Origin of the sequence: Bacillus cereus group sp. BfR-BA-01356, assembly GCF_022663635.1 — a bacterium.
GTDB classification, from domain to species: domain Bacteria; phylum Bacillota; class Bacilli; order Bacillales; family Bacillaceae_G; genus Bacillus_A; species Bacillus_A cereus.
Map to the genome: position 1 here is coordinate 1 of NZ_JAKUFX010000062.1, position 24,491 is coordinate 24,491.

A 24,491-nucleotide genomic window follows, 5' to 3' on the forward strand; every position below is an offset into this window, starting at 1 on the left:
GGCTTATTTATTTATGCCTTTTTTAAGTCACTAGATACGCATATCAAGGTTACTGCTCCCTATAGTAAATATGAAGTTTGGAATGTTAATTCAAGTCTTTTCACAGAAAAAAAGACCAGCTATTGCTGCTCCTGCTTTGTTTGTGTGTTATTTTCATTAGTTGGTGTTGGCGGTTCTTGAGATGGATAATTCCCTGTATATGATGTATAACACTCTAAACAAATATTCTTTTTCCCAAAACCCGTTTCTAATTCATACAAACGCGCACCACGTTTACATACTTCGCATCTTGTTGCAACACGGAAATGTATTGTTCCATCCGTTTCCCCCCACACCTCTACTTTATTTGCGCCATATAAACCGGCATTGTTTAGCATATCAAAAGGAATTCGCACAAGTACTCCTTTTTCGTTTCTTTCTGAATCTACTAACCTACCAGCAAACGGAGCACCTTGCCCCACTTGTAAGGGATAACCTTGTAAATCTTTGTAATCATCCATATATTTTCCTCCTAAACGTTAGGTAGCTTGTACCATTGTCCTGCCATTCCCATAAAATAAAACCCATAGCCTTGACCGCCATCAAAGAAACGAATGGATCCAGCTTGGCCCATTTTATTCCGCCCTAAATTTATTCCCTGCGTTAGAATAGGTTGATTTATGAATACATCCTTTTCTGTGCTTATATCAAAGGTCTGCCCATGATCAGCTGGACCTATGTTGTTATTTACACCGCCTATAGCAATTCTATTAAACGGTTGAAGACCATCAGCCCTTTCTGCTGCCGCTCGATCCCAGTTATACATAGATGCATATTTACCACTGTATAGCGTTACACCCGATACACAAACCGCTGTCCCTTGTCTCATGTCAGCATTTCCAGAACAAACCTTAATAATTAATGCGTGCTGTTGCGGAATATAATTTGTCGGCACTTTGAAAGTGAAAGAGTATCTTCTGATTTCTCCATAATAGGTAGACGGTTCAGGAAAATCCATTTTTTGTTCATGCCATGTATCGTAACTTACATTGTCTCGGAATGTAACGCAGCATACTTGTAAACGCGGCTTCCCTGTTTTACGTACCCCATTTATCATTGCTGTTCTAAAATGAGCAGATAATGTGTATTCATTTCCAGGATGTATCCCATTACTCACGATTGCTTCTGGATAGTTATACATATCTACCCTTGCAGCATTCACCATTTGCTCGTAGTCGAATATATGTGTATTCTTTTCTATTACGACATTTCCCCAGGACTTCCAAGTAAGGCCATATCCACCTTCAAATCCATAATAATCTGCATTCCCAATGTTTTTCTTTGTAACACTAGAAAAGTCGGGATCTGCTATTAGGTTTCGTCTTGATACCGCAGTTGTTTTTGTTCCCCATTCGTCTTGGAATAGGAAGTCTAGCATTTTAACAGTTACACCATTTTTATCAATGGTTATCTTGTCACCGTTAATTCTAATAAGATTTGTATCAATGCCTTTTGCAGTTAACCATTTCACCATTGTATCGGCATTAATATTCAGTTTCTCAGCATCGATTGTAATCTTACCAGGTGACATATTGATGGAAGTAATGATACCGTCTTTTAAAATTTGTGCTAAGATCCCTTCATCTAATACTTCTAACCTAGATTCTGTTTTTGTTACATAAGCTTTATAAGTCTCATTTATAAACGTTTCTTGTTTTCCAGAGATGATTGAAACACCTTTTTCATTAGCACTAATACTTCTTTCTAACTCTGTAACTTTCTGATTGTATTTTTCGGTAGCTACTTTATTAGCGATATCTTCCATCATTTTATCAACATCAGTTTGATCTTTCGGATGTAACCAAAATTCTGTAGCTACTTTACCACGCTGCAACATAGGTAACGCAATCCATAAGGTTCCATTTCTTCTCACCCACGGTTTATAACGTGCTTTAACAGCTCCAGCCGGAACTGTTCCGGAAATAACAGCCCTAATCCAATTAGAATTCGCAGTTACATCGATACCAATTGATGATTGTGAAACTCGGCTACCTTGGGCATTTAGATACTCAATTTCTAACACGAAACCTTGTCCTATGTTATTTGACATAAAGTAACCCGAAGCTACAATGTCTTCACCAGCAGTTACATCTATCGTTTGATGAAGGCTATACCATTTATCTTCATTCAATCCAGCCACATGTAATTTAGCCGTTGTATAGCCTCTATATGTTACAGAAGATTCAATAACAGCACTATTACCATTTTGTGACCAATACTTGAAGCCCTGAGCGAATGAAGCGTTCCTTAGATCATTTATGGAACCCAATCCACCAACATAGTCCTCAACATCTTTCTTTTTCATCGTTAACTTCAATGCTTCAGAATGTTGACCTATTGTTGTAGTAGCCTCACTAAGCGTTTTCCCTTGATTGGTTTGTGTTTCTTGTAATTTCTTAACACTTGCAGTTGTTCCTTCTGCATTCTTTTCTACAGTGTTAACACGTTCATTAAAAGAGGTTTGTGTTTTTTCTACCGTTTTAATACTTTCTTTGATTCCATTCACACTTTGCTCAATCTCAGTTGTTTTTTTCGTGAACGTTTCTTTAGAAGTAACTTCATCATTAGCAGGCTGCCATGTAGTTCTTATGTTCCCCTCTTCCAATTTCGCATGATGTGAGTTTAAATTACCATCAATATTGCGTCCAGAGTAATAAAACCTAATTTGAGTTACATCCTTATCTTTTGTTTTGAATGTAACAGTTAGAGGCTCGTCCTTATAATCTACATTAATCTTTAATTGTGAGTCTGCACGTACAGATTTCCATTCTTGCTCTCCATCTGTATAAGTTATTGCAGTTTCCACGCCAAACCAAGGATTTGCATTGAGTTTCGTCATTTTCCCAGTAAATAAGAAGGAGATAGTAAACGTTTTGTTTCTGTAATTAACCTTATTGGAAAGAGTCATTTGCTTACCGTCTGACCATGTTCCGGTCATATTTTGCTTGTTTAACCCTGTTTCTGAATCGCTTGCTAGATTAATTGAACCTACAGAAATGTTACTCATATCGGTTTGTAATTGTTCAATGGTCTGCTTATTTGAAGTCGCAGTATTCTTTATTTCATTTGTTGTTTTTGTTAAATCATTTGTTGTTTGCTTCACATCGGCAATGGTTTGTTTTGTACCTTCAACTGTATCTTCAACTGTATTTAGTTTATTATTGATTTCACCATTTTCTCGTTTTAATGATTCAATAGATTTATTGAATCCTTCGTTAGTCTGCTGTAAGCTCGTAACTTTTTTATCTATTTCCCCCTGCGAATTTTGTACAGAAGATATAGTTCTCGTAACTTCTTGAAGGCTTTCTGTTACCCCATTAAATTGTCCAGCAGTCTCCTTTTGCGCTTCTTCCACTTTTTTGTTTAATTCTTCTTTTGTGAGCTGAATATCTTTATTAACCTGTTTCAGTGTTTCTTCCTTTACTGACTCTACATCAGGAATAAGGAGCTCCCAATCTTTACCGTTCCACACTTTTAAAATACCAGGTTTACCAAAGCTAATGTCTCGCCATAATGTCTTACCTACTATAAGATTATCGGTCGGTGGATTTTTAGCTTCAATAATATTCACCGTATTATTTTTTAGATTTTCCTGGACCTTTTCAGCAAGTTTCTTAGCAGATTCAGATTCTTTTTGAGCATCGTTTGCTTTTTCAGCAGTTTCTTTAACCAACTCATCTAGCTGATTAAGGATTTCTTGGTGATCCCAAAGAGAAGTGCGAATTTTATTGTATAACTTCCTTAATTCTTCGTTTGGATCAGTAATTTCGCGATAATCTCCGAATACATATTTATCTTGTGAAGGATCAGTAAATGACTCGTCACCAGCAACTGCTCTTGCTTCTAAATAAAGCTTTGGTGTAAACCCTGTATCTTTTATTCGGATTGTATCCCCCTCATTAATCAGCTCATGAGCTAGTCCAAATACACGACCTATACTTTGTGCTTGAACTTCATATATATAGGATGTATTTATTCGTTTGGCTAGTTCTGTTTTCATAAGAGTTAAAAGACGTTGTGGTGTTATATCTTCTTCTGTTTCTGGTGTATAAAAGCCAAATTTATGTTGTCCTCGTTCATTCCATCGCTGAAATGCATCATTGTCTACAAGATAAGGAACACCATTATTAATACTAGATATGGTTATAAAGTCTCCACCTTCTTTTTTTACGAACCCTAATAGAGCTGTACAGATGTTTTGGGAATTCTCAATTCGTTTGATGCCCATCAAATCTTTACCAAGAGTTACTTCTTTGCCTGTATCACGTCCTCGTTTTTTCACCATATCTACATAACGACCAACAATTTGAGACCCTACAACTTCCGCGCGATATTGAATTTCTAAATCGAATAAGGAAGCAATGTCTTTTAAAAATTTCAGTGGATCTATGAATTCATCAATCGTCATAGTGTGGAAGCCAGCGTATTCTGTTTTTCCTCTTTTCCACTTCGTACCCACAAGAGCTATATCGATAAACTCATTGACTGTTTTACCTACAATCTTCTGTGGATTGATAATGCCAGCTTTCGCGAGTTGAATCCATTCACCTGATGCATAAGCAATGACCGATCTATCATCTGAATCTTTTTCAGCTTCAGTAATTACATATGGAACAATGCGACCATCACGAACTTCTTTTAAAACTAAATTTTGCTGCATGAGTGTCGCTGCATGATCTGTATTATCAAATACTTTAAACTCTAAAGTATCAATGTTATTTTTTATCTCCCAATGTCGCTTATCGTCCCAATAATCTTTTGGTTGTATATTGGAAACGATTTGACTCGTTTTAAAATCAACAACATGTAAAATTCCGCTTGGTGTTCTCATCTAAATCGCTCCCTATACGTTACTTTGGCTGTTCCGACAGTAGAAGGCATGATTTCTAGTTTATTAGAACTCTTATGAATAACAGGATAGTCACTAAATATATCTTTTAGATTAATAGCACTTTTACCATTTATCGTTACAAGACTTCGCTCAGTATCAATAACTACTTTGTCACCAACATCAAAGATATAAGGCGGATTATTTTGTGTATTCATGTTAACCTTCCAAATTTTCAAATCGTCAATAGACATTTCCGAACAAAACATGTTATTAGAGAATTGAGAAATACTGATTTGTACTTGAGTGACTTTATTCATATTGACGTTATTTTCATCAAACCAGACAACGAACCTTTCAGCATCATCGATTTCAGTACCTAATATAAACTTAGAAATATACGCTTCCCATCTATTACCGGTCCTAGCAAGCCATAATCGCCCTCTAAAATTAGTCCAAGTATCCGGATGATCTCCATGTTCATTAATGAATACCTGTCCACCTGGTTTTTTACTATTACCAACAGAAGCGAATCCGCTGTTTTGCTCGGCTTCCCATTGAACATCACTCATCGATATACGAGCTACATAATCACTATTTTCATCAAGAAGACCGATTTCCACACGCCCCATTTGATCCCAATGATGACTATTAATGCGTACATATGCTTGCATGATAAAATCCTGTAAAGGTCCTTGCGGAATATTCTTTTTGGCTATGCAACCATGCCATCCTTTTACTGTAGGCTCGCCTAGATATTCAGCCATAAAACGGTATCCATCCGATTTAAACTTTCCTCCACCTGTCATATCTTCTGTTTTAGGAACATCCGTCCATCCTATGGTTGTCCCCATCTCGTCCCATAACACACGTTGATTTCTTTCAACTGGAACTTGGTCTGCTTTCAATGGATATCCAATGCGAAAATAATTCGTTCCATTCCATACATCAAGAAATGTAGAAGGCTTTGTCACTTCAACCTCTATAATTGGATTGGATTCTACACTTCCTTTGTTTTGAACATTTGCTATTAACCCACGCCCATCCATTTCAAATTCTACTGTTTTAGTAGGTCCTAACTTATATGGCATTGGACAAACAAAATTCAAAGTACCTTTACCTAAAGTAACAAAATCCTCAGGATCAAAATCTTCATCAATAACCGCCAGGTATGTCCTATCAGGTGTTACATCAAAGACTAATTCAACAGGTTTTTCTGTAATTAACCACTCTGCTATTTCTTCTTTTAATGTTTCTAGGTCAGATCCATCAGGAACAATAATTCCGACCGGAACAGGTAAAACTCGCATTTCAGTTTCTGTCGTTAATAATCTTGCACCTGGATAACCTGGAACACTTAGAAATTTCCGTTTTAACGGCGCCCACGCTGGTCTTTTCCATCCCTTTTCTATTTGAACAAAATCTTTGCGTATATTGTTAAATGTAAAAGAACTCATACTGTCACCCCATTTCTTTATAAAATAAAAGAAACCCAAACCTAAAAGTCTGAGTTTCTTTTTGCTTCTCTTTCTTGATATTCGGTTGTATAGCGATAAGTACCGCGTGCCACGTCTCTTCCTTCTAAATTAACAGGCACTTCAATAACTAAATCTCCACCAAGCATTGGAATGACTCCACCGCCAGGTGATCCTGAAGAATAATTAATCACTTGATTCGCAACACCAGCTGCCATAGCTTGTCTACTATTTGACATATTTCCATACACACCACTCATAACACTCTTTAACCCTGATAATTGACTCATTGAACTAGCCATCATCCGGCTCATATCACTCATTAGTTGATTCATAGTTCCAGTGATACCGAGAGATCTTTCTTTTGAAGATAACGGCGTAACTGTAATTGAATTCCCTCTCTTAGTAAAGAGCTCAGGACCAGCTTCACCAGTTATGAAAGAGCCATCACCGACAGGCTTCCCGCCTTTAGCAAGCATAGGTACATGTGGGATAGTCGGCGCGCTAACTCCTGGTATATTGTTTAATAATTCTGCTGGTGTATTAAAGCCATCTATAAATTTATTTATGATACGAATAATTCCATTGATAGCTGTACGAATACCACTTTTAATACCATCCCATACGCCTAATACTGCTGATTTCATGCCTTCAAATGCTCCACTAACCGCATTTGTCACCCAACGAACAGGAATCATAATGGCTTCTTTTAATCCATTCCAGACAGAAGATGCGGTTGACTTTATACCTTCCCAAATGTTTGAAAGTGTAGATTTAATACCATTCCAAATACTACTGCTTGTGCTACTAATCATGTTCCAAACCGTTGAAATGGCTTCTTTGATGCTATTGAATACAGAACTTGCTGTGGAAACAATTGCGTTCCATAAGCTAGATAGATAGCTTTTAATCGTATTCCACACTGCACTTGTTGTGGAACTAATCGTATTCCATGTATTCACAATCCAATCTTTTATTGAGGTGAATATTGGCGTTACAAAAGCTACTAACCCGTTCCAGCATGATTGTAAGAAATTCTTAACAGCATTCCATACAGACATCGTTGCTGAACTGATTGTATCCCACACAGCAATAATCCAGGACTTGATTTTTTCAAAAATCGGCATAACAAACGCTACAAGTCCATTCCAACAGGAAACTAAGAAATTCTTAATTGTTTCCCATACAAAACTTGTAGTAGAACTAATGGTATTCCAACATTCAGAAATGAAATTCTTGATACTTTCAAATATTGGCGTAGCAAAGTATAAAATAGCCGTCCAAATTGCTTGTAAGTATTGAGTAATAAAATCCCATACAGTTTGAATCACTGTGGAAATGCCATTCCAAATCATAGAGAAGAAATCAGCAATCCCCTGTAAAATAGGAGTTAGAAAGGCAACTAATCCATTCCAAGTTTCTTGGAAGAACTCACTAATCGCCGTCCACACTTCAGAAGTGGTTTGGCTGATACTATTCCAAACTTCTGATAGTGTTTCAACTACTCCATCCCAAATTCCAGTCAAATACTCCACGATAGCATTCCATGTTTCCGTAGTCGTTTCAACAATCGAATTCCATGTTTCAGATAGAGACTCCACGATTCCATTCCATAGTTCTGTTAAAAATTCTTTAATGGCATTCCAAGCTGAAGAAGTAGATTCACTCATACTTTCCCACATTTCAGTTGCCCATTGGGATATTCCCTCCCAAATTCCTGTTAGAAATTCTATAATGGAATTCCAAACTTCGATGGTCCATTTTTGGATATCATCCCAGTTTTTATAGATGGCAATTCCTATAGCTGCTATAGCGGCTATGATAAGAGGAATACCAGCAACAATTCCTGCTGCTGCAGCCGCTCCAATACTAAACAAACTCATGACCGCCATAACGATCGGAGCAAGAGCCATAACCGCGCCAGAAATGACACCAATAGCAACAGCAATCGCTGTTAACGTTGCTGCTAATTCAGGATTATTAGAAATCCATTCAGCGAATTTAGAGACAAGATCTGCTATAACTGCAAGAACAGGCTGAAGAGCAACTTGTAAATCTTGCATTGCTTGTTGAAATTTAACCGCTGGAGATGCATCTATTTTAGAAGTAGCACCTTGTAAGTCTTCTACTCCTTTTTTTAAATCGACTTGTTTACCTTCCGCTTTCAAAATGGTATCGATGATTTTCTTCCCTTGGTCTTCCCAAAGAGTACCGAACATCTTCGTGCCAAGTACATTTCTGTCTGTTGCATTTTCAACACCAGCTAAAGCCTTAGTTGCCTCAAGCATAGCCTTTTGTCCATTTTCACCACCGCCAGCAATTGCCTGACCCCATTTTTCAAACTGATCCGCCGAGATTTTTGTTTTATCTAAAACCGCTTGCATAGATTTATCTACACCCGCACCAAATTCGGCCATTTTAATACGACCTTCTTTTACACCCGATATGTTCAACAGGATTCGCAACATCCTGCCAGTTCTCTTATGAACTTCTGTACATCACTATACAGACCAGACTATATCATCATCTTTTATATAAGATGCTCCCCATTTCGGATGTCATCAGCTTACACCCTACGCTTTTCAGCTAGTCGTTGCACGTTCCTTTGTTAAAGGCTTCGCTCAGTATTGTCTCTTTTGAGAGTTCCACTGAATTAAAGGAGTTTTCTATGAATGTCGCCACTCATAGGGACAATCATTTATCCAATAGGTTATCAATATTCCAACTTTTAGTATCTACTCCTGCTGACATGATTCCTTGGACTTCTTTAGCCGAAAACCCAGCTTGAACCATCTGCTCCCCATATTCTGCGATAATATCTAATTGTTCTGGTGGAAATCCTGTTTTTAATAATGTATTAACTAATCCCAATGCTTCCTCGTTCGTAATGCCTAAGGTTGCACCAATCTCATTGGTTTCTTGTATAAGTTCATTAAAATCAATTCCAGCATAGGATGCTGCAATTGTCGCTGCCCCTTTAACCACAGCGGCATTTGTTTCATCAGAAGCATCCTTATTTAATGCCCATTGTCGGCGAACACCTTCTAATGCTTCTTCAGCGTCAATACCATAGGTACTAACACCTCTAATCGCTTCTTCCACTGATTTTTTCGAAGACTCTGGGACATCAAAAGTGATATCAATCTTAGTTTTCAATTTCGACATATCCATTGCTTTTTCAACTGCACTAGCAATACCGCCACCAGCTGCCATTCCACCAATGACGTTTTCAAGTCCTACTTGGAGCCCTTCAAACTTCTTCTCTGTTCTCTCAGCTTCTTGTTGTAAATCTCTCAGCTCATTTCGAACTTGTTGAATTGAATTTCCAGCATCGACAGATCGTAGCGCACGTTGTAACTTTTCAATATCAGCTTCAGTTCCTAAAGCTTCACGACCAATCAGACCGATTGCTTGTTCTAACTGTCGACTTGTAGCCGATCCACTTTTAATTGCATGTACAAGACGATTACCTAATGCGCCTGAAAAATCATCAACGCTTTTTCCTGTAGCTCTAAACAATGTTTCTAATTGCCTTGTAGAACTCGCTACATTCTCTTGTTCAGCTTTCATGTTTCCGAGTTTATTTTTCAGACCATTAAGCGATCCTTCTGTAAATTCAATTTCACGTCTGAATGCACGATATTGTTCTTCAGAAATTTTACCGTTTTGAAATTGAGCTTGTACTTGTTGTTCCGCTGCTTTCAACTTATCTAGCTTTTGCGTTGTATTCTCAATCTGTTGTGTAAGTAACTGTTGTTTTTGCGCTAATGCTTCCACATTACCAGGATCAAACTTTAACAAACGCTCCACATCTTTTAATTCTTTAGCTAAAGAATCGCTTTGTTTATTAACATCTTTTAGAGCGTTTTGTAACGGTTGAGTGTTACCATTAATTTCAATCGTAATACCTTTAATTCTTCCTGCCATTTTCTCACTCCTTTCTTAGAATGAATCGAAGTCTTTTTGATTTGCTTTTCTAATTTTTTCTTTATCTGGATTCTCCATTTCAGCGAATTCAGAAATGTAATCAAAACAATCACCGATCGTCATAATTTCCAAATCCCAATGTGTTAATTTCGCTTTATAACAAAGAGCAAGGAACGTATCAGTGGTTAATTCTTCATCACTGAACGCCTCTTGCTCTCCATTACTTTTCTTTATTTTTTTTTTGCGCCCATCGTACTTTGAATCATATCCATAATTTCTGGAATAATCTCTGAGATAGGGAATTCATCAAAACCGTCTAACCATGTAATTGGATCATCAATTTCTGGATTTGCTGTTTTCGCATATAACCAAACTAAATCATATACAACTTCAAAATCTAGCTTACTTAAATCTGCATTTGCTAAATCAATAGTGGCTAGTGAACCCTCTTGAGGATTTGAAGGAGACAAAATCCCTAACTTAAACATATCAGCAAATAAATCACGTCTGAATTGCGCTTTATATCGTTTAATAGTAGCTGCTGTACTTTTTAATCGGACTTGTTTTCCGTCTATTGTAATTGTCTTTTCCATTTACTATTACGCTCCTTTTGGTGCTGCTGGTGTTTTTACATATACTTTTTTGTACCAGTCGTTATAAATTGCTTGTGTTGTTTTAGCAGTCGTTTTCGTTTTAACCATTGGTCTTCCACCAGGTACTAAAACAATTGGGCTAGAAACAAACTTCAGTTCATTTGTATTTGGTTCAGCCGAACTTGTTTTTGTTTTAGATGCAAGTGTTGGACGACTTGCTGAACAGTTATACATAACATGTCGAGTTGCATTCACGTCACCATCAAACTCAAATAATAAAGCGAATGGTTTTCCTTTTGCATCAGCCAATTCATTTAATACACCATCCGTTTCGTCTAATTCTTCACCGAGTGCATCAATAGCAAATTTTTCTGGGATAGTAGCAATACTTAATGTTCCATCGTAACCCTGATTATTACTTGCCGCGTAATAAAGCATGTCATCGGCATAGAATTCAATTAAATCACCGCGTGGCTCAAATGTTAGTTCAACTCCACCAGGTAATGGAATTGGTGTCCCAAATGTAACTAAGAAATCTTTAATATCAAATGGCACGTAATGTACATTTTTCAAACCGAATGTTACCTTGTTTTCATTCATTTACAACAACCTCGTTTCATATGTTTTTTGAAATAATTTCTCAGATTCAATAAAAATCCCATACGAGTCATAAGGTATTTCATGATCGTCTAGGACCTTTTCCAGCTTGGCTTCTGCAACCAAGTCCTTTTTTGTGGTATAAAGTTCGATATTTACATCATTTATCTTGTGATAGACCTTGTTATCAGCCATTAAATTTGCTGAACCATCCACAAGAAAACAAATATAAGGCGGCTCCGGAACTGGATTACCAGGTGTTGCTGTGAAATGCGAATAAGCCACAGGATAACCTGTAGCTTCAAGAATTTTTATAAATTCTCCTAATGTTACTGTCATGATTCAATTGCCCTTTCAATACGTTTTGGCAATTCATCAATTACATACTCTTCAACTGGACGAATATGTACTTTCTCTGGTACTCGTCCACCATCAGCTTTCGCATGACCATTTTCTAAAAGATGCGTCAATTGCCCTTTTGTATTATGGATAACAACAGCTTTATCAACTTTTTTCTTGCGCCAGCCTTTTCGATAACCACCTGTTTTTTTAGGACTATTTTGTCTTAACTTATCTACAGCGATATCAGCTACATCTTCTTGTGCATTTGTTAATTCTTCTTCCACAACATTTGCATATCTTTGTAATTCTCTAGCAAGCTCTCCCGCAAAATCGTTCATATTAAACATGCTCCTTTGCGATAATAGTCAATGTTTGATACATTTCATCATCATTCATTGGCGGTTCGATAATATCAAAGATACGGCCTTTCATATTGATTCGCATTTCTTCTGTAATATCAGAAGTATAAGGAATCACAAAACGATAAACCCGTGTAGCTTGTGAAGCTGAAGCTTCAATGTACTCGGAACCTTTCATCGTTTTTATCATTGACCAGGCTTTCTTTAATTCTTGCCAAGATGTTTCGATTACTTGATTTAATTCATCTTTTATTACTACAGGTTGCTCAATGCTAATTCGATTCCTGAAATCACCTGTATTCAGCGGTTTTTTATACTGAAAAGGACGCATATTACTCACCGTCCAACTTAATTTCTTCTAAAGCTTTTCCAATGCTTAAACTATTAATCTGGCTTAAAAAATTCTTATCAAAATACTCTAAGGCATCGTTATAAACATAACGAGAGCGTTCAAAGACTAATTCCTTGAACACCTCGTCAATATTAAGATCATAATTACCACAAACCCTAGTTAAATCTTTATTGGATGCAAGTAGGATGCGTCTTAGGTTTGTATCTTCATCATCACCTAATCGCATCCTATCTTTGAATTGCTGTAATATTTCATTTGAAATTACCTTATCCATTCACATCATTCCTTATTTAGTTGCTGGTGGAGTTGGTGGTGTAAAAGAAATTTTCAAATCATAAACAAGAGCTGCTTTATTATCTTTTGGTTTACCATTAGCAAACTGTTTGATTGTATAAAGCGTAGCATCTTCAATCGCTAATGTTTGGTCAAACTTTTTAAGTTTGTATCCACCTGCTATCGCTGCGATATATTGTCCTTTCACAAAGAATAATGCTTTTCCAACTGGAACTTCTTCAGATTCAACAGTTTGAATGTTATAAGGTAATGCCATTACCCATTGGCCATTAGCCGTTTGAATTGTGTTACGCGCTTGCACACCAATTGCATCTACAGGATTGACAACCATCACAATTTTATTTAACACTTTACGGGATTTTCCTTTCCCATCAACAGATAAAGCTTTTACTACTTCATAAAGCTCACCAGCAATTACTTCACCATTTTCAGAAGGAGCAAATGTTAGTGTGCCGGATGATTTTTTATCAGTAACCGCACCTGTAGTTGCATTTACATCTTTCATTAAACCTACAGGTTGATGCGCTACTGATCCGCCACCATTTACAAAGCCAAACTCTAAACCAACAGAATAACTTTCTACTAATAATGTTCGAACGTAACGCTCTACCCATACTGGCCCTAATTCAAGCATGTCATTTGGAATAGCACTAAATGCAGTTAATTTAAGTTGTCCAATTTGTTCTTCTCTAAAGGCTGCATTTATTTGCCCTCTAATATCACCGAATAATTCTCCCCATGCATACGCTTTTGTTGCGTCAGAATAAATAAACTTCGTTACTGCTCCTAAATCTTGCATTCCAATTGCTTCAAGTAATGGATGTTCAGTTACTAAATCTTCAAATACACGTTCTTGTGTAGTATATGGAAGAATTGAATCATCCTTAAATCCCCCATCTTGTACAACTGCATTAAAGAATTTACGTTCTTCAGACGTTAAAACGTTTTGTCCACGTGACGTCAAAATTTGAGCGTCTTGCGCTTCGATACGTGCTTGTGCTGAAATCTTTTCTGATAAATCCGTTACAAGAGTATCAAACATATCATCAAATGCAGCAGATAAATCCTCCATTTTTGTATCTTCCGCTTTCACCAGATTCATATATGCTTGTTTTTTCGCTTCAAAGTTTTCCATTGTACCTTTAATTTTCATAACCATAATTATTTCCTCCTAATTTTTGAGAATTAAAAAAACCTTTTCCGTTTTTGATTGCCCTCCACTTGTAAATGTGGTGGTTCTGGATTAGGTTTATTTGATAAATTCATATTTTGTTGTAAGTTATTCGTTACCCTATTAATAATCTGTTCCAACTGTTCATCAGTGATACCACTATCACTTTCTCGATTATCAAATTCTACTTTGTCAGCAAAACCTTCTTGTACTGCTTGTTCAGCAGTAAACCACGTTTCAGCTTCTAATAAATCTGTAATCTCTTCGCGACTTTTACCTGTTTTTTGCTGATAAATTGAAACTATCGACTCATCATACGCTTCGAGTGCATTCAATGTTTTTTGAATATCCTGCTTGTTTCCATAAGCTATTGTTGACGCTTCATGAATCATCATCCGTGAGCCTGTGCGCATAACAATCTCGTCAGCAGCCATTGCAATAATCGATGCAGCAGAAGCTGCTAGTGATGTAACTTCCACAATGACTTTTTTATCTAAGTCCTTTAAGTAATTATAAATCTCAACACCTTGATCAGCATCGCCACCACCACTGTTTAGTTTAATTTTAACTGTAGATGCTCTAACTTCTTTCAAAGCGCTTCTTACACTTTCAGCACTGATAGCATCGTACCACCAACTGCTACTACCGATATAACCTGATAACACCATTTCGTGCTCATCATTTTCTGGATTAACTGCATTAGAAAACTGATAAGGAATATGTTGTATTTTATTTTTCATACTTATCACCTCCTTCAATTGAATTTGCAGATTGATAATTCTTCGTAATTACAAATTCGTCTAGTTCTGGATTATTAGAGCGTTCAGCACCAAACAACTTCCTCACCTCATTTCTAGTGAATGCACCACTGGCTACTAATTTATCAACAGCCTCAGCATGATCTATAATATCTTTCTCTTTCACGCCTGTTACTTCAATTTTTTCTCCTGATAGGAAATTCTTTTTTTCAATTAATTTCGCATTTAATTCATCTTCAATCTTTTTAATCAGAGGACTAATACAAAACTTTATATACGCTTTAATTGATGTTTCGTAATCTCCCATATCGCCACGAACTAATGCCGTAGGAATACCTAAAATATTAGCCACATGATCTATTAAATCTTTTTTTAATTTAGATAGTTCCTCTACAGACCTTCCATTATTTGAACCATCGGCAATTTCCGTATAATTAAAACCCTTTATCTTTGGAACAATTGCAAAAGCATTTTTCCGAAACGCCCCAAACAATTTATCCATAAAGCTTTGTAATTTAGTAAGGTTTTCCCCTTCCAAATTCTGTGCAGATTCCATCTCAGCGGTTGCACGTATTTGATTAGAAAACATATTTGTCTCAATCATACGACTAAAAAGTTGAGTATAATCTTTAAATATTCCACTCATGAATTTTGTCAATTCTTCATTGTTATAAGTAATGTAGATAACCTCGTCCATTTGAAATGACCTTTGAAACGTGTAATCCTTTACGGTTACATTTTTAAATACATCAGGGTATACTGCATATTCAACACGGTCAAAATGATCAGCAATGAGTAAATCATTTTGATCTGTAAGAATTGCCAACACTTCATTATCAAGAATCAATTTATACACAAAATCTTGCCAAAAGTCAGCGGCACTTTGATCTGTATTCGGTCTAATGTTCAGTAAGTAATGCCAATCATTATATTGACGTGTATCCTTTTTCATCATCCGAAATTCAGACAGCGAAACGGTTCGAGCAATAAAATTAATACAAGTTTCTAAAGCTACTTTTTTTAAATACGCTCTTTGATTCGTTTCAATACCAAAGAAATCAAAATCATTTAGCATCGTATTAATCTCTTGATTTTTACCAAGTACATCCGACAACCAACTCATATTTCCCCTCACCCCTTTCTTAAAAGTTTAATGCATTCAGCAAGTCTAGCGCTGCGCCAACATCTGTTTCTCTTACCTCATCCGCTCGATACATAGCATGTACAAACGCCTGGAATCCATCTGTTTTTCTGCGAACTGGTTCTTTCTTTTCATACATTTTATTTCCATCTTTTTTAATAACAACGAGTACATTATTGGTATACCAACGCATTAACGGATTATCACCAAATACAATTTGACGATGTGCGAATGCAACTTCAATTCTAGGAGCAAGCAAACCATGAATAGCTCTCGGATTTCTAATTACTTCAACTTCAAATCCAGCGTCCTCAAAAAGTGTTCTTAATAAATCTGCACGATAATTATCCATTATGATTTTTTTGATATCATAATAGTTTCGCATTTCAACAAACCAAGCAACGATAGTATTTGGATCAATTGTTTCGCCTTCCACAACTGTCAGAAGATCTTGCTCTTCCCATTCTCGAATTGGTGCAAACTTCTTCTTACCAGCTATTTCAGCATCCTGTTTTTTCGAATAACTATAATATTTATCAACGAATTCCTTTCTAGCATACGAATGAGATTTCCATAAATAATCACCCTTACTTCTAAAAAGTAATCCACATGATGCGAAATCACGAATACTTGCATAATCAAGCGCGCCAATACATTCATGACCTCGTAAATCTGGCAATTCACGATTAGTTGCTGCAATCTCTTCCCATTTTGCAACTGACCTTTCTAAATCTGTAACAGGTAAATTCATTCGTTTTGTCATGAACTCTTCTCTATTACTTGGGTCATCTTCTAAATCTTCGTATTCTTCTTTTATAGTTTCAAGTAACCCCTCAGCATATTCGCTCAATGGTTTAGATAACATAGGATTAGCAAGTTCCCAATTATCAATATCATCCACTTCAGTTTCATCATTCAATTTACAGATAAAAGGAAAGACAGCATTCGGACGTGCTTCACCGTTCAATACCTTCATTGCCTTTTCTTTTTGCTTATCTAAGAAACCGTCACGAACATATCCATCTGTACCAATGTAAAATTCACGTGGGTTTTTCTTTTTCCCTAAACCACTGATATGAACGCGGACATCTTTATTACTTTCGTATTGATGTATTTCATCAAATACAACCGCACCATCACGCAAACCATCTTTTGTATCACCGTTTGAAGTCCTAAACTTCAGTACACTTTCAGTAGCCTTTGAAACCGTTTGAGTTAACGTTGTTTTAAAGGCTCTTTTCAAGACCTCATTCTTCTTCACACATTTATGAACTTCATCAGGGCTTGTTTTCGCCTGTTCTTCACTATTCGCAACAACTGAAATGTTATACTCTGGAATGCCATGTAATTCACTAATTAAAAAATGAATAATAACAGAAATCAGACCATTTTTACCGCCGCCACGCCCTAACATCCATAGGAATTTACGATAAAATACACGTCCATTTTTCTTATAAAACAAAAAGACGAATGCTATTAAGAATTTTTGAAATGGTTGCATCGGAAAATACCACTTCTCACCGAAGTTAATACAATCCTCAATCATTTCATCATCAAAATACAAATCGTCTCTATTTAAAACGTATTTTTCTAGATATCCAATTAACAGTTCTCTTTCTTTATTGAACTTCACTTTCCCACTTCGATAAAGTTCAATATATTCTTCTACATATTTTTGCTTAATCATGTAAGATCACTTTTGTTATATCCTGTATCAGGGATAGTATTTTTAACAACAAACTTTATATCTCTCCCTAACGCAATTAAAGAACTGTTAATTTTATTCCTCTCACTTATAAGAGGGTGGGCCTTAACGAAAACTTGAGTTCCATTTTTGATTGTTACGGATTCCCCTTCTTTCGTTATCGTTTTATTAATTTTTCGAAATGCTTTAACTAGATCAATATAGCGTTCCACCTTTTCAACTTCAACTAAATCTGTCGTATCAATACTATTCATTAACTGTTCCTTTAACCTTACAATACTAACAGCCATCTACCCACCCCCCTTACGCGCGTATTTTCGAAAAAAAACTGACAGTTAACCCCCTCCTCCGGTGCCCCTTAGAGCAATTTTTGTTGAAATTATTTAAGGGGGGGTATTATTTTTAATTTCTCAGCAATCTTTTTAGTTGTTTCATATAAACCATCCGTTTTATTATCCATCATCATCCAAGAAGCATATAACTCATTCGAATACTCTGACCAAATATCTTCAGCCTGTTCATTTGTAATGACATAACCTTCAAGTCTATAAGCTTTAACTAATAGAGCTACATCTTGTTCATAAGTATCCAACGTTACCACCTCTCATCGTCTTGCCATTTGTTTACCTTCTTAATGAACACTCTACCGTGTTCTTTATTATGACAATCCACACAGACTGTTTCTAAGTTATCTATTTCTAATGCAAGTTCTGGATAATATTCTAGTTCTTTTACATGATGGACAACAAGCTGTATCTTCTTACGCTTTGCACTCTCACTGTATTCATTGGTGTCCACACGAACACTACCATTACGCTTACACTCTTGGCATTCATAGTTGTCACGCTTCTTTACTTGTTCACGTATACTCTTCCACTCACCACTGTCATAGAACTTACGCTTCTGTTGTTTAGTTTTGTATTCTTTCATAAACGATAAAGTTCCACTTGATCTTCCACAATAGGATGATTGTGCTGAATGACTTCAGTATTGAATTGCTTATTATCAACTGGTACATGTTCAATATGAATGTATGTCCGATTAATCTTATCAATCGATTGTGATTCCCAATCAAATGCAACACGTAACTTTCTATCAATCTGTTTTCCTTTGTAATGAACTATCGGCTTAGCATCTATATCTGTTAATGTAATTGTTAATAAAGGTTCTACAGTCTCGTTAGATTGTTTGTACTTCCCTAACTTCCACATATCTACAAAAGCACCGTTACATTTCGGACAAACAGTTACTTCTTGATATTCTTCTTTAGACGTACGATACACTTTATCTTGATGACCACAAACTAAACATCTAGAAGTGTTATAATATTTAATTTCTGTACGCACCTCACACATCTATCTCACCCCTTACACTTAAATCCTTTCTCCATTTATCTTTTTCCAGTAATTCTTTTATTGATGTTTGCATGAGATATTCCACAGAATAAAACATAGGTTTCTCGCCATACAGCTTGTAATACTTAACGTCTATTCCTGACTTTTCGTGTGCTTTTTCAAGTGGTTTAAGATATTTGATATATGCTTTCTTATCAATAGGCATAAGACCAAGTGCAGCAATCTTACCGTTTAAAACGCTGTCCATCTATCTTCACTCCTTAATCGCTATTGGTTTAAGCATGCTTTAAATTCTAATGCCTGATGTATCACTATTAATACGTTTTACAATTGAGTCAGCATTAACATTAATCCTTGTCTGAGGAAAACCAGAAAACTTATTTGTTAACTTCTCCAACTTCTCCAATGCAACCACACATTCATTAGCAGCCTCAGTTACTTCCTTCATTTGTTTCAATGCTTCAGTCGTATCAACATTCACCTGAATTGCTAATTCACTAGTTGTACTTTGATCAGTTCGCTTCTTAACCGGATTATAAGGTTTAGGTGTTGCTGGTCCGCCACATTTGACACATCTCATCCCATCTAAAAAATGTCCAAACATCACGGTGCGACACTCATTGTCCATACATTCTAATTGCGTTTTAAATTTCATCCTTCATCCTCCTCCAAAATAAAAAGCACCCGAATGGGCGCTTTTCTCTTAATTATTAATTTGTATTTCGATTACGGTACGTGAAGTTTTATTCTTTTCCCAATTACCTAATGTTATTACACTCATCTGAGCCAACATTATTAAGTAACTGGAAGAAGAGCAAAAGCTCTCCCTAATAACGGTACCATTCAATCATTACCATCTGCTGGTTTCGGATTTTATGTGCCATCATTACGAAATCGTTTAGACAACATATAGTTTATAAAGGAACATTGTGAGTTGTGTTTTCCGCCACTTCTCACAATACAAATATATCATGTTAAAAAACAAAACGTGTCCGTAAATCGTTCGCAAATAGTTCGCAAATAGTCCGCAGATAGTTCGCGTTTTTTATTTCTGTATTTTTTCACATCGTTTTTCAGCCTCTTTTCGTATAGTTTTGAATAAATATGATCTTTAATCCTTGGAAATGAATTAGCTATAAACTAGATTGTGTTAAATTCACCTATTCCGTTTAACCTTAGATATACCAATCTCTTCCGCATTTTATAAAAATGAATTTGACACTTTCAGTTTAAAGCTAATTCAATAAGTGACAAAAAAATAAAGGAGCTAGATTCTAAACTTCCTTTGGTAATCATTTAATGTATCTTGCTCCATTCCAATGTATCTCAATGTTTCTTTCTGATCTGTATGATTTAACATTTTTTGCAAGGCAACCACATCTTTAAATTGTTTGTAATGGTGATAACCATATGTCTTTCTAAGTGAATGAGTACCGATACGTTCCAACCCAAACTCTTCTGCAGCTTGATTCAATATTACATATGCCATTGCACGAGTAATCGGTTTATTTTTTCCGTTTCTACTCTTAATCAGGTATTCATTTTTTGGCTTTCCTTCAGTATAATTTCTGATGGCTCTCTTCAGCTCTGAAGGCATCTTCACATCTTTGATCTTCCTTGTTTTCTTTTCGCGTATCACAATATTCCAGCCTTCTACATCACGAACACGTAAACGTAAAATATCCGATATTCTGAACCCTGTATTAATACCAAGAAGAAACAGAATGTAGTTCCTCTCATTCTGTTCCTTATAAAACTCTTTTATTTCTTGTATTATTTCTTTATCTCGAATCGGCTGTACAATATTCATATACTTTGCCCCTCTTTTTGTTTACGCGTTTTTTGAAACACCTCTTTCTTTAGATTGAAAGCTAAACGCAATATCGCTCGTCCTTTTAACTTATAATATTTTGTTTTACCTATGCCTAAATCCATCCAGATATCTTGATCATATCCAGAATCATGTTCCATATAAAATTTCACAATTACTTCACGTTCATCATCTCTTAGACGATTCACACCGTCATACAACCAACTCATAAATTTATTTCGTTCTTGTTCATACTCTATTCTTTCTATTGCAATATTTTCAGTCGAACTATTAAACTCATTTGTATTCGATGGAGGAACAATAGAATACGACGCTGTCACTTTTGGCAGCATATCACATGGCATAGTTGCTAAATATCTACGATACTCATTAAATACTTTTTCGATTTCTTGTTTTGTTCTTTTTCCATCCACAATTGGCATCTTAAATGATAGTTGTTTATTCATATTAAATTCCTCCATTGTTTATTTTTGTCTAACTGCCCCACGTCTTCGTTCATAACGCGGACCATGAATTCCCATTAAATCCTCAATGTCGCGTGTGCTTAATTTCTCTTTTTGTTTTTTCTTATTTTTCTTCTTTACTTTTTTTGATTGTTTTTTCCACTCGCGTAGCTGATCCTTTAGCACCTTCATTTCCCCATCTCCCTTGTTTAAAATAAAAAGGACACCTATCCCTTAAACAGCTTGAATTGCTGCTTTAGTGAATTGGTGTCCTCTAGTTTTCTAGCCGGACTATATTCATTTGTAATCTCGAATTTTGTCTAAAATTTGTGATTTTTATTTGTTTAGCTGCTACATCTGTCTTGTTATAATGAATGTAACATTGCCATTCGAAAAAAGTGACTTGTCCCCAATACAAGTTGCTTTTTTCTTTTTTATTTTAAAAGGATTATTTTGTTAAATTCATACAGAATTCTCTAAAGTGTTATTACTTGACTCTATCTACAGAAGACTTATATAACTACTCATAATACCCTTCTGTAGACTTTATTAGTGATTGAAATTGAATATTATCATGACCAAACCATATTTGAACTTGACCTTCTCTCGCATAATTTCTAATTTCTTTAATAGTTTCTAAATACCCCTTTAAATCATATATAGCATCTTCACTTGGAAGTTGTATCGGTAATATATAATGCTCTCTAGAATAGACAGCATCCGAAACCAAAATAATGATCCCTGTATTTTGTAGGTTTATGCGCATACCTAACACCCCCCATGTATGACCACTACCAAAATTTAAAATCTCAACCCCCTCAACAAGCATAATTTTTTTCTCATGTCTCTTAACGGTTTTCCAATGCAGATTCATACGTAACCATTTAGCAACATCCTTTTCTACATATCCCAAAGGGAGCGTCTTCAACTGAAAGTGTTTTAATGTGTAGAACAGTTCATCTTCGTGAACGATAATCCGGGCATTAGGAAATATTTCAAGACATCCAGCATGATCAAAATGCAAATGAGAGATTACAACATATTGAATATCTTTTGGACTAACACCTAAATACTCTAACCTTTCGATAATATAATTCGATTTCTCCTTATTACAGGTACTATATGGAAGCCCTTCTTGTAGTAACTCTAGGTCCTTTTGAGGATAACAAGATGTATCAAAAAGAATTTTCCCCTCTGGGTGATCAATAAATACAGTATAAATAGGAATTTTCATAAATCTTGATTCCTTATCGCTTGTACAAGTAACATTACCATTTTTCAAAAAAACATTTTTGTCTATCATTAATTCCCCATTATCTAGCACATATAATCTAGTTTTTTTTATAGGCATCGTTATAACCCTTTCCCTAATAATTTTCTCTTAAAGTTAACACCCTGTGCTATAGCCCAATCATTTTTAGAGGACTAGCATAGCTTATAACAGTAAATGATTAACATAGAAAAATGGTTACATTGTTAACCCTAAAAATGAGAGGATAGTGAATTTATTTTGAATGTATCAGAATTTATTATACAAACCATTAAAGATCTAGGAGTAGAATATATATTTGGTATCCCTGGGAAATCCATTTATCCACTTCTTATGGCTACAGATAAACTAGATTTAAAATTTATTTTAACACGCCATGAAGCTGGTGCTGGGTTCGCTGCCACAGGCTATACGCTTTTAAATAACAAATTAGGCGTTGCCTTGGGAACATCTGGTCCTGGCGGAACTAACATGCTAACGGCAGCCGGGCAAGCTAAAGCCTTTTCAGCACCTGTTCTGTTCATTACTGGTCATCCTTCTGCTAAAAATAATGGCAAGCCTTATTCTCAAGATTCTTCTACTTTTGGTACTGATTTAGTAGCAATGTTTAGACCTGTCACTAAATTTAGCGATTCTATATATAACCTTAATCAAGTTCAAACTTATCTCCATCATGCAATCCGTATGGCTTTAACTCCACCTCGTGGTCCAGTTCATCTTAATATTCCTTCTGATATTTTATTTGAAGAAATAGAGCCAACTGAACCAATTTTAACAGCTATTGATATACCAACCAGTTCAAATATTCATTCCGCTATTAATTATTTAAAAAATGCTAAACGTCCTGTTTTACTAGCTGGAAAAGGAATCCATTCTGCTAAAGCTTACTCAGAACTAAAGGATTTTTCTGAACTCTTTAATATTCCTGTAGCAACTACTCCTGGCGGGAAAGGAACCTTTGTCACATCACACCCTTTATCCCTCGGCCCCTACGGCTTAGGAGGCAATGCCGTAGCAGAAGAGTATTTTGAAAGCGGAATCGATTTATTAATTGTAATAGGAACAAAATTAACTGATATGTCCTTACCAGATTTAAATCCTAAATACTACCCAAAACAAGTAATACAATTTGATTGGGATTCCTCTATTATTGGGAAGAGTTTACCCGTCCCTACTTTGCCCGTTATTGGAGATATTAAAAAAAATTTAACTTCCCTTTTACAACTAATTCCTACCAAAAATAATAGTACATTTCCTTTATTAAAAAGCTTAACTCAACCTCAAATACCGTCAGACAAGTGGTCTGCATCTTTAGCTATAAAACTTATACACGAGACCGTAAAAAATGATACAATTATTTTTGGCGATTGTGGTATACACAGCTATTATGCAATAGAAAATTATCCAATAAATACGCCAGGAACGTTCTTTTTTGATGACGTGTTTGGAGCCATGGGCAACGCCCTTCCACTTGCACTAGGTGCTAAATTAGCATCCCCTGACAAAAACATATTGTGTTTAACTGGAGATGGCTGTATGTTGATGCATGGTATGGAAATATCAACCGCCGTTAACATGGGCGTAGATTTGTTAATCATTATTTTTAACAATGAACAATTAGATATGGTAGATAAAGCCATGTATTTAGGGTTTGGGAAATCTGTAGGTAGCAAATATGAAAAAGGAGTTCATTTTGCTAACCTTACGAAATCATTAGGTGCCATAAGCACTCGATGTTATAACCAATCGGATTTATATGCAGCTTTAAACAATTTTATTCGTCCCACTAACTGCCCTCGTATCATTGAGGTTATGGTGCCTAAAGATGAAATACAATCTTCATTAATCAAACGTGTCAAAGGCCAATAGCAACCGTATAAAAGTAATATCCCACAAGGTGATATTACTTTTATACACTTTAATTCCTCAAATAAGTTTCATACATCCACTAATTCATACCAGAATGGTTTTACTCACTCAATTTTCTTAGTATTTTCACCTTATATAAGTC

The 24,491-nt window shown here is 35.8% G+C and carries 26 protein-coding genes; 1 reads left to right on the plus strand and 25 read right to left on the minus strand.

Annotation, left to right across the window (positions count from 1 at the left end; translation table 11 throughout):
- Positions 1 to 119: 119 nt before the first annotated feature.
- The 25 genes from MR168_RS19305 to MR168_RS19425 all read right to left on the minus strand — a co-directional run bounded on the left by MR168_RS19305 (position 120) and on the right by MR168_RS19425 (position 22,561).
- Positions 120 to 500 carry a hypothetical protein gene (locus MR168_RS19305; RefSeq protein ID WP_086411945.1) on the minus strand — a complete coding sequence of 127 codons (381 nt, stop codon included), beginning with the start codon at positions 498 to 500 and terminating at the stop codon, positions 120 to 122.
- A gap of 11 nt (positions 501 to 511) precedes the next feature.
- Positions 512 to 4,870 (minus strand): phage tail spike protein, encoded by a 4,359-nt coding sequence (locus tag MR168_RS19310; RefSeq protein ID WP_086412594.1) that lies wholly within the window; start codon positions 4,868 to 4,870, stop codon positions 512 to 514.
- Positions 4,867 to 6,324 carry a distal tail protein Dit gene (locus tag MR168_RS19315; RefSeq protein WP_153579211.1) on the minus strand — a complete coding sequence of 486 codons (1,458 nt, stop codon included), beginning with the start codon at positions 6,322 to 6,324 and terminating at the stop codon, positions 4,867 to 4,869. Before MR168_RS19315 ends, MR168_RS19310 begins: the two co-directional genes overlap by 4 nt.
- A gap of 41 nt (positions 6,325 to 6,365) precedes the next feature.
- The gene (locus MR168_RS19320) at positions 6,366 to 8,759 is read right to left on the minus strand and encodes a phage tail protein (RefSeq protein ID WP_236093409.1); all 2,394 of its coding nucleotides are present in this window, start codon (positions 8,757 to 8,759) and stop codon (positions 6,366 to 6,368) included.
- Positions 8,760 to 9,036: 277 nt separating this feature from the next.
- Positions 9,037 to 10,269: a phage tail tape measure protein gene (locus tag MR168_RS19325; protein WP_242291451.1), complete on the minus strand. Its 1,233-nt coding sequence runs from the start codon at positions 10,267 to 10,269 to the stop codon at positions 9,037 to 9,039.
- A 230-nt stretch (positions 10,270 to 10,499) separates the two neighbouring features.
- Complete coding sequence (locus tag MR168_RS19330; RefSeq protein WP_242291452.1) at positions 10,500 to 10,862, minus strand: hypothetical protein; 363 nt, start codon at positions 10,860 to 10,862, stop codon at positions 10,500 to 10,502.
- A 6-nt stretch (positions 10,863 to 10,868) separates the two neighbouring features.
- Entirely contained in the window at positions 10,869 to 11,462 is a 594-nt protein-coding gene (locus tag MR168_RS19335; RefSeq protein ID WP_001004918.1) for a major tail protein, read from the minus strand.
- Positions 11,463 to 11,798, minus strand: coding sequence for a hypothetical protein (locus MR168_RS19340; RefSeq protein WP_000219079.1), 336 nt, complete (start codon positions 11,796 to 11,798; stop codon positions 11,463 to 11,465). It lies immediately after the preceding gene.
- Positions 11,795 to 12,139, minus strand: coding sequence for an HK97 gp10 family phage protein (locus tag MR168_RS19345; protein WP_000997538.1), 345 nt, complete (start codon positions 12,137 to 12,139; stop codon positions 11,795 to 11,797). The genes MR168_RS19340 and MR168_RS19345 overlap by 4 nt, the downstream gene beginning before the upstream one ends.
- A gap of 1 nt (position 12,140) precedes the next feature.
- Positions 12,141 to 12,491: a phage head closure protein gene (locus MR168_RS19350; protein ID WP_001247297.1), complete on the minus strand. Its 351-nt coding sequence runs from the start codon at positions 12,489 to 12,491 to the stop codon at positions 12,141 to 12,143.
- Position 12,492: 1 nt separating this feature from the next.
- Positions 12,493 to 12,786, minus strand: a complete 294-nt coding sequence (locus MR168_RS19355) for a hypothetical protein (protein WP_078188133.1) — start codon at positions 12,784 to 12,786, stop codon at positions 12,493 to 12,495.
- A 12-nt stretch (positions 12,787 to 12,798) separates the two neighbouring features.
- Positions 12,799 to 13,959, minus strand: a complete 1,161-nt coding sequence (locus MR168_RS19360) for a phage major capsid protein (RefSeq protein WP_371404327.1) — start codon at positions 13,957 to 13,959, stop codon at positions 12,799 to 12,801.
- 32 nt (positions 13,960 to 13,991) lie between these two features.
- On the minus strand, positions 13,992 to 14,717 hold the full coding sequence (locus MR168_RS19365) for a head maturation protease, ClpP-related (protein WP_000791073.1): 726 nt from the start codon (positions 14,715 to 14,717) through the stop codon (positions 13,992 to 13,994).
- Positions 14,707 to 15,858: a phage portal protein gene (locus MR168_RS19370; protein ID WP_242291453.1), complete on the minus strand. Its 1,152-nt coding sequence runs from the start codon at positions 15,856 to 15,858 to the stop codon at positions 14,707 to 14,709. Before MR168_RS19370 ends, MR168_RS19365 begins: the two co-directional genes overlap by 11 nt.
- A 19-nt stretch (positions 15,859 to 15,877) precedes the next feature.
- On the minus strand, positions 15,878 to 17,563 hold the full coding sequence (locus tag MR168_RS19375) for a terminase large subunit domain-containing protein (protein WP_000595321.1): 1,686 nt from the start codon (positions 17,561 to 17,563) through the stop codon (positions 15,878 to 15,880).
- Positions 17,560 to 17,871 carry a P27 family phage terminase small subunit gene (locus MR168_RS19380; RefSeq protein ID WP_016125621.1) on the minus strand — a complete coding sequence of 104 codons (312 nt, stop codon included), beginning with the start codon at positions 17,869 to 17,871 and terminating at the stop codon, positions 17,560 to 17,562. Before MR168_RS19380 ends, MR168_RS19375 begins: the two co-directional genes overlap by 4 nt.
- An 89-nt stretch (positions 17,872 to 17,960) precedes the next feature.
- The gene (locus tag MR168_RS19385) at positions 17,961 to 18,173 is read right to left on the minus strand and encodes a hypothetical protein (RefSeq protein WP_086411951.1); all 213 of its coding nucleotides are present in this window, start codon (positions 18,171 to 18,173) and stop codon (positions 17,961 to 17,963) included.
- 2 nt (positions 18,174 to 18,175) lie between these two features.
- Entirely contained in the window at positions 18,176 to 18,511 is a 336-nt protein-coding gene (locus tag MR168_RS19390; RefSeq protein ID WP_086411950.1) for an HNH endonuclease, read from the minus strand.
- Positions 18,508 to 18,936: a hypothetical protein gene (locus tag MR168_RS19395; protein ID WP_086411949.1), complete on the minus strand. Its 429-nt coding sequence runs from the start codon at positions 18,934 to 18,936 to the stop codon at positions 18,508 to 18,510. The genes MR168_RS19390 and MR168_RS19395 overlap by 4 nt, the downstream gene beginning before the upstream one ends.
- On the minus strand, positions 18,929 to 19,183 hold the full coding sequence (locus MR168_RS19400; RefSeq protein WP_086411948.1) for a hydrolase: 255 nt from the start codon (positions 19,181 to 19,183) through the stop codon (positions 18,929 to 18,931). Before MR168_RS19400 ends, MR168_RS19395 begins: the two co-directional genes overlap by 8 nt.
- Before the next feature lie 39 nt (positions 19,184 to 19,222).
- Positions 19,223 to 19,564 (minus strand): hypothetical protein, encoded by a 342-nt coding sequence (locus tag MR168_RS19405; RefSeq protein WP_236093373.1) that lies wholly within the window; start codon positions 19,562 to 19,564, stop codon positions 19,223 to 19,225.
- A gap of 639 nt (positions 19,565 to 20,203) precedes the next feature.
- Positions 20,204 to 20,746: a tyrosine-type recombinase/integrase gene (locus tag MR168_RS19410; protein ID WP_001028515.1), complete on the minus strand. Its 543-nt coding sequence runs from the start codon at positions 20,744 to 20,746 to the stop codon at positions 20,204 to 20,206.
- Entirely contained in the window at positions 20,743 to 21,213 is a 471-nt protein-coding gene (locus tag MR168_RS19415; protein WP_001041469.1) for an ArpU family phage packaging/lysis transcriptional regulator, read from the minus strand. The genes MR168_RS19410 and MR168_RS19415 overlap by 4 nt, the downstream gene beginning before the upstream one ends.
- A gap of 18 nt (positions 21,214 to 21,231) precedes the next feature.
- Positions 21,232 to 21,402, minus strand: a complete 171-nt coding sequence (locus MR168_RS19420; RefSeq protein ID WP_000866143.1) for a hypothetical protein — start codon at positions 21,400 to 21,402, stop codon at positions 21,232 to 21,234.
- A 328-nt stretch (positions 21,403 to 21,730) separates the two neighbouring features.
- Positions 21,731 to 22,561, minus strand: coding sequence for an N-acyl homoserine lactonase family protein (locus MR168_RS19425; RefSeq protein WP_199663783.1), 831 nt, complete (start codon positions 22,559 to 22,561; stop codon positions 21,731 to 21,733).
- Between the two features lie 159 nt (positions 22,562 to 22,720).
- Here MR168_RS19425 and MR168_RS19430 point away from each other — a divergent pair, with 159 nt between their 5' ends.
- The gene (locus MR168_RS19430) at positions 22,721 to 24,349 is read left to right on the plus strand and encodes a thiamine pyrophosphate-binding protein (RefSeq protein WP_153579219.1); all 1,629 of its coding nucleotides are present in this window, start codon (positions 22,721 to 22,723) and stop codon (positions 24,347 to 24,349) included.
- Positions 24,350 to 24,491: the final 142 nt, after the last annotated feature.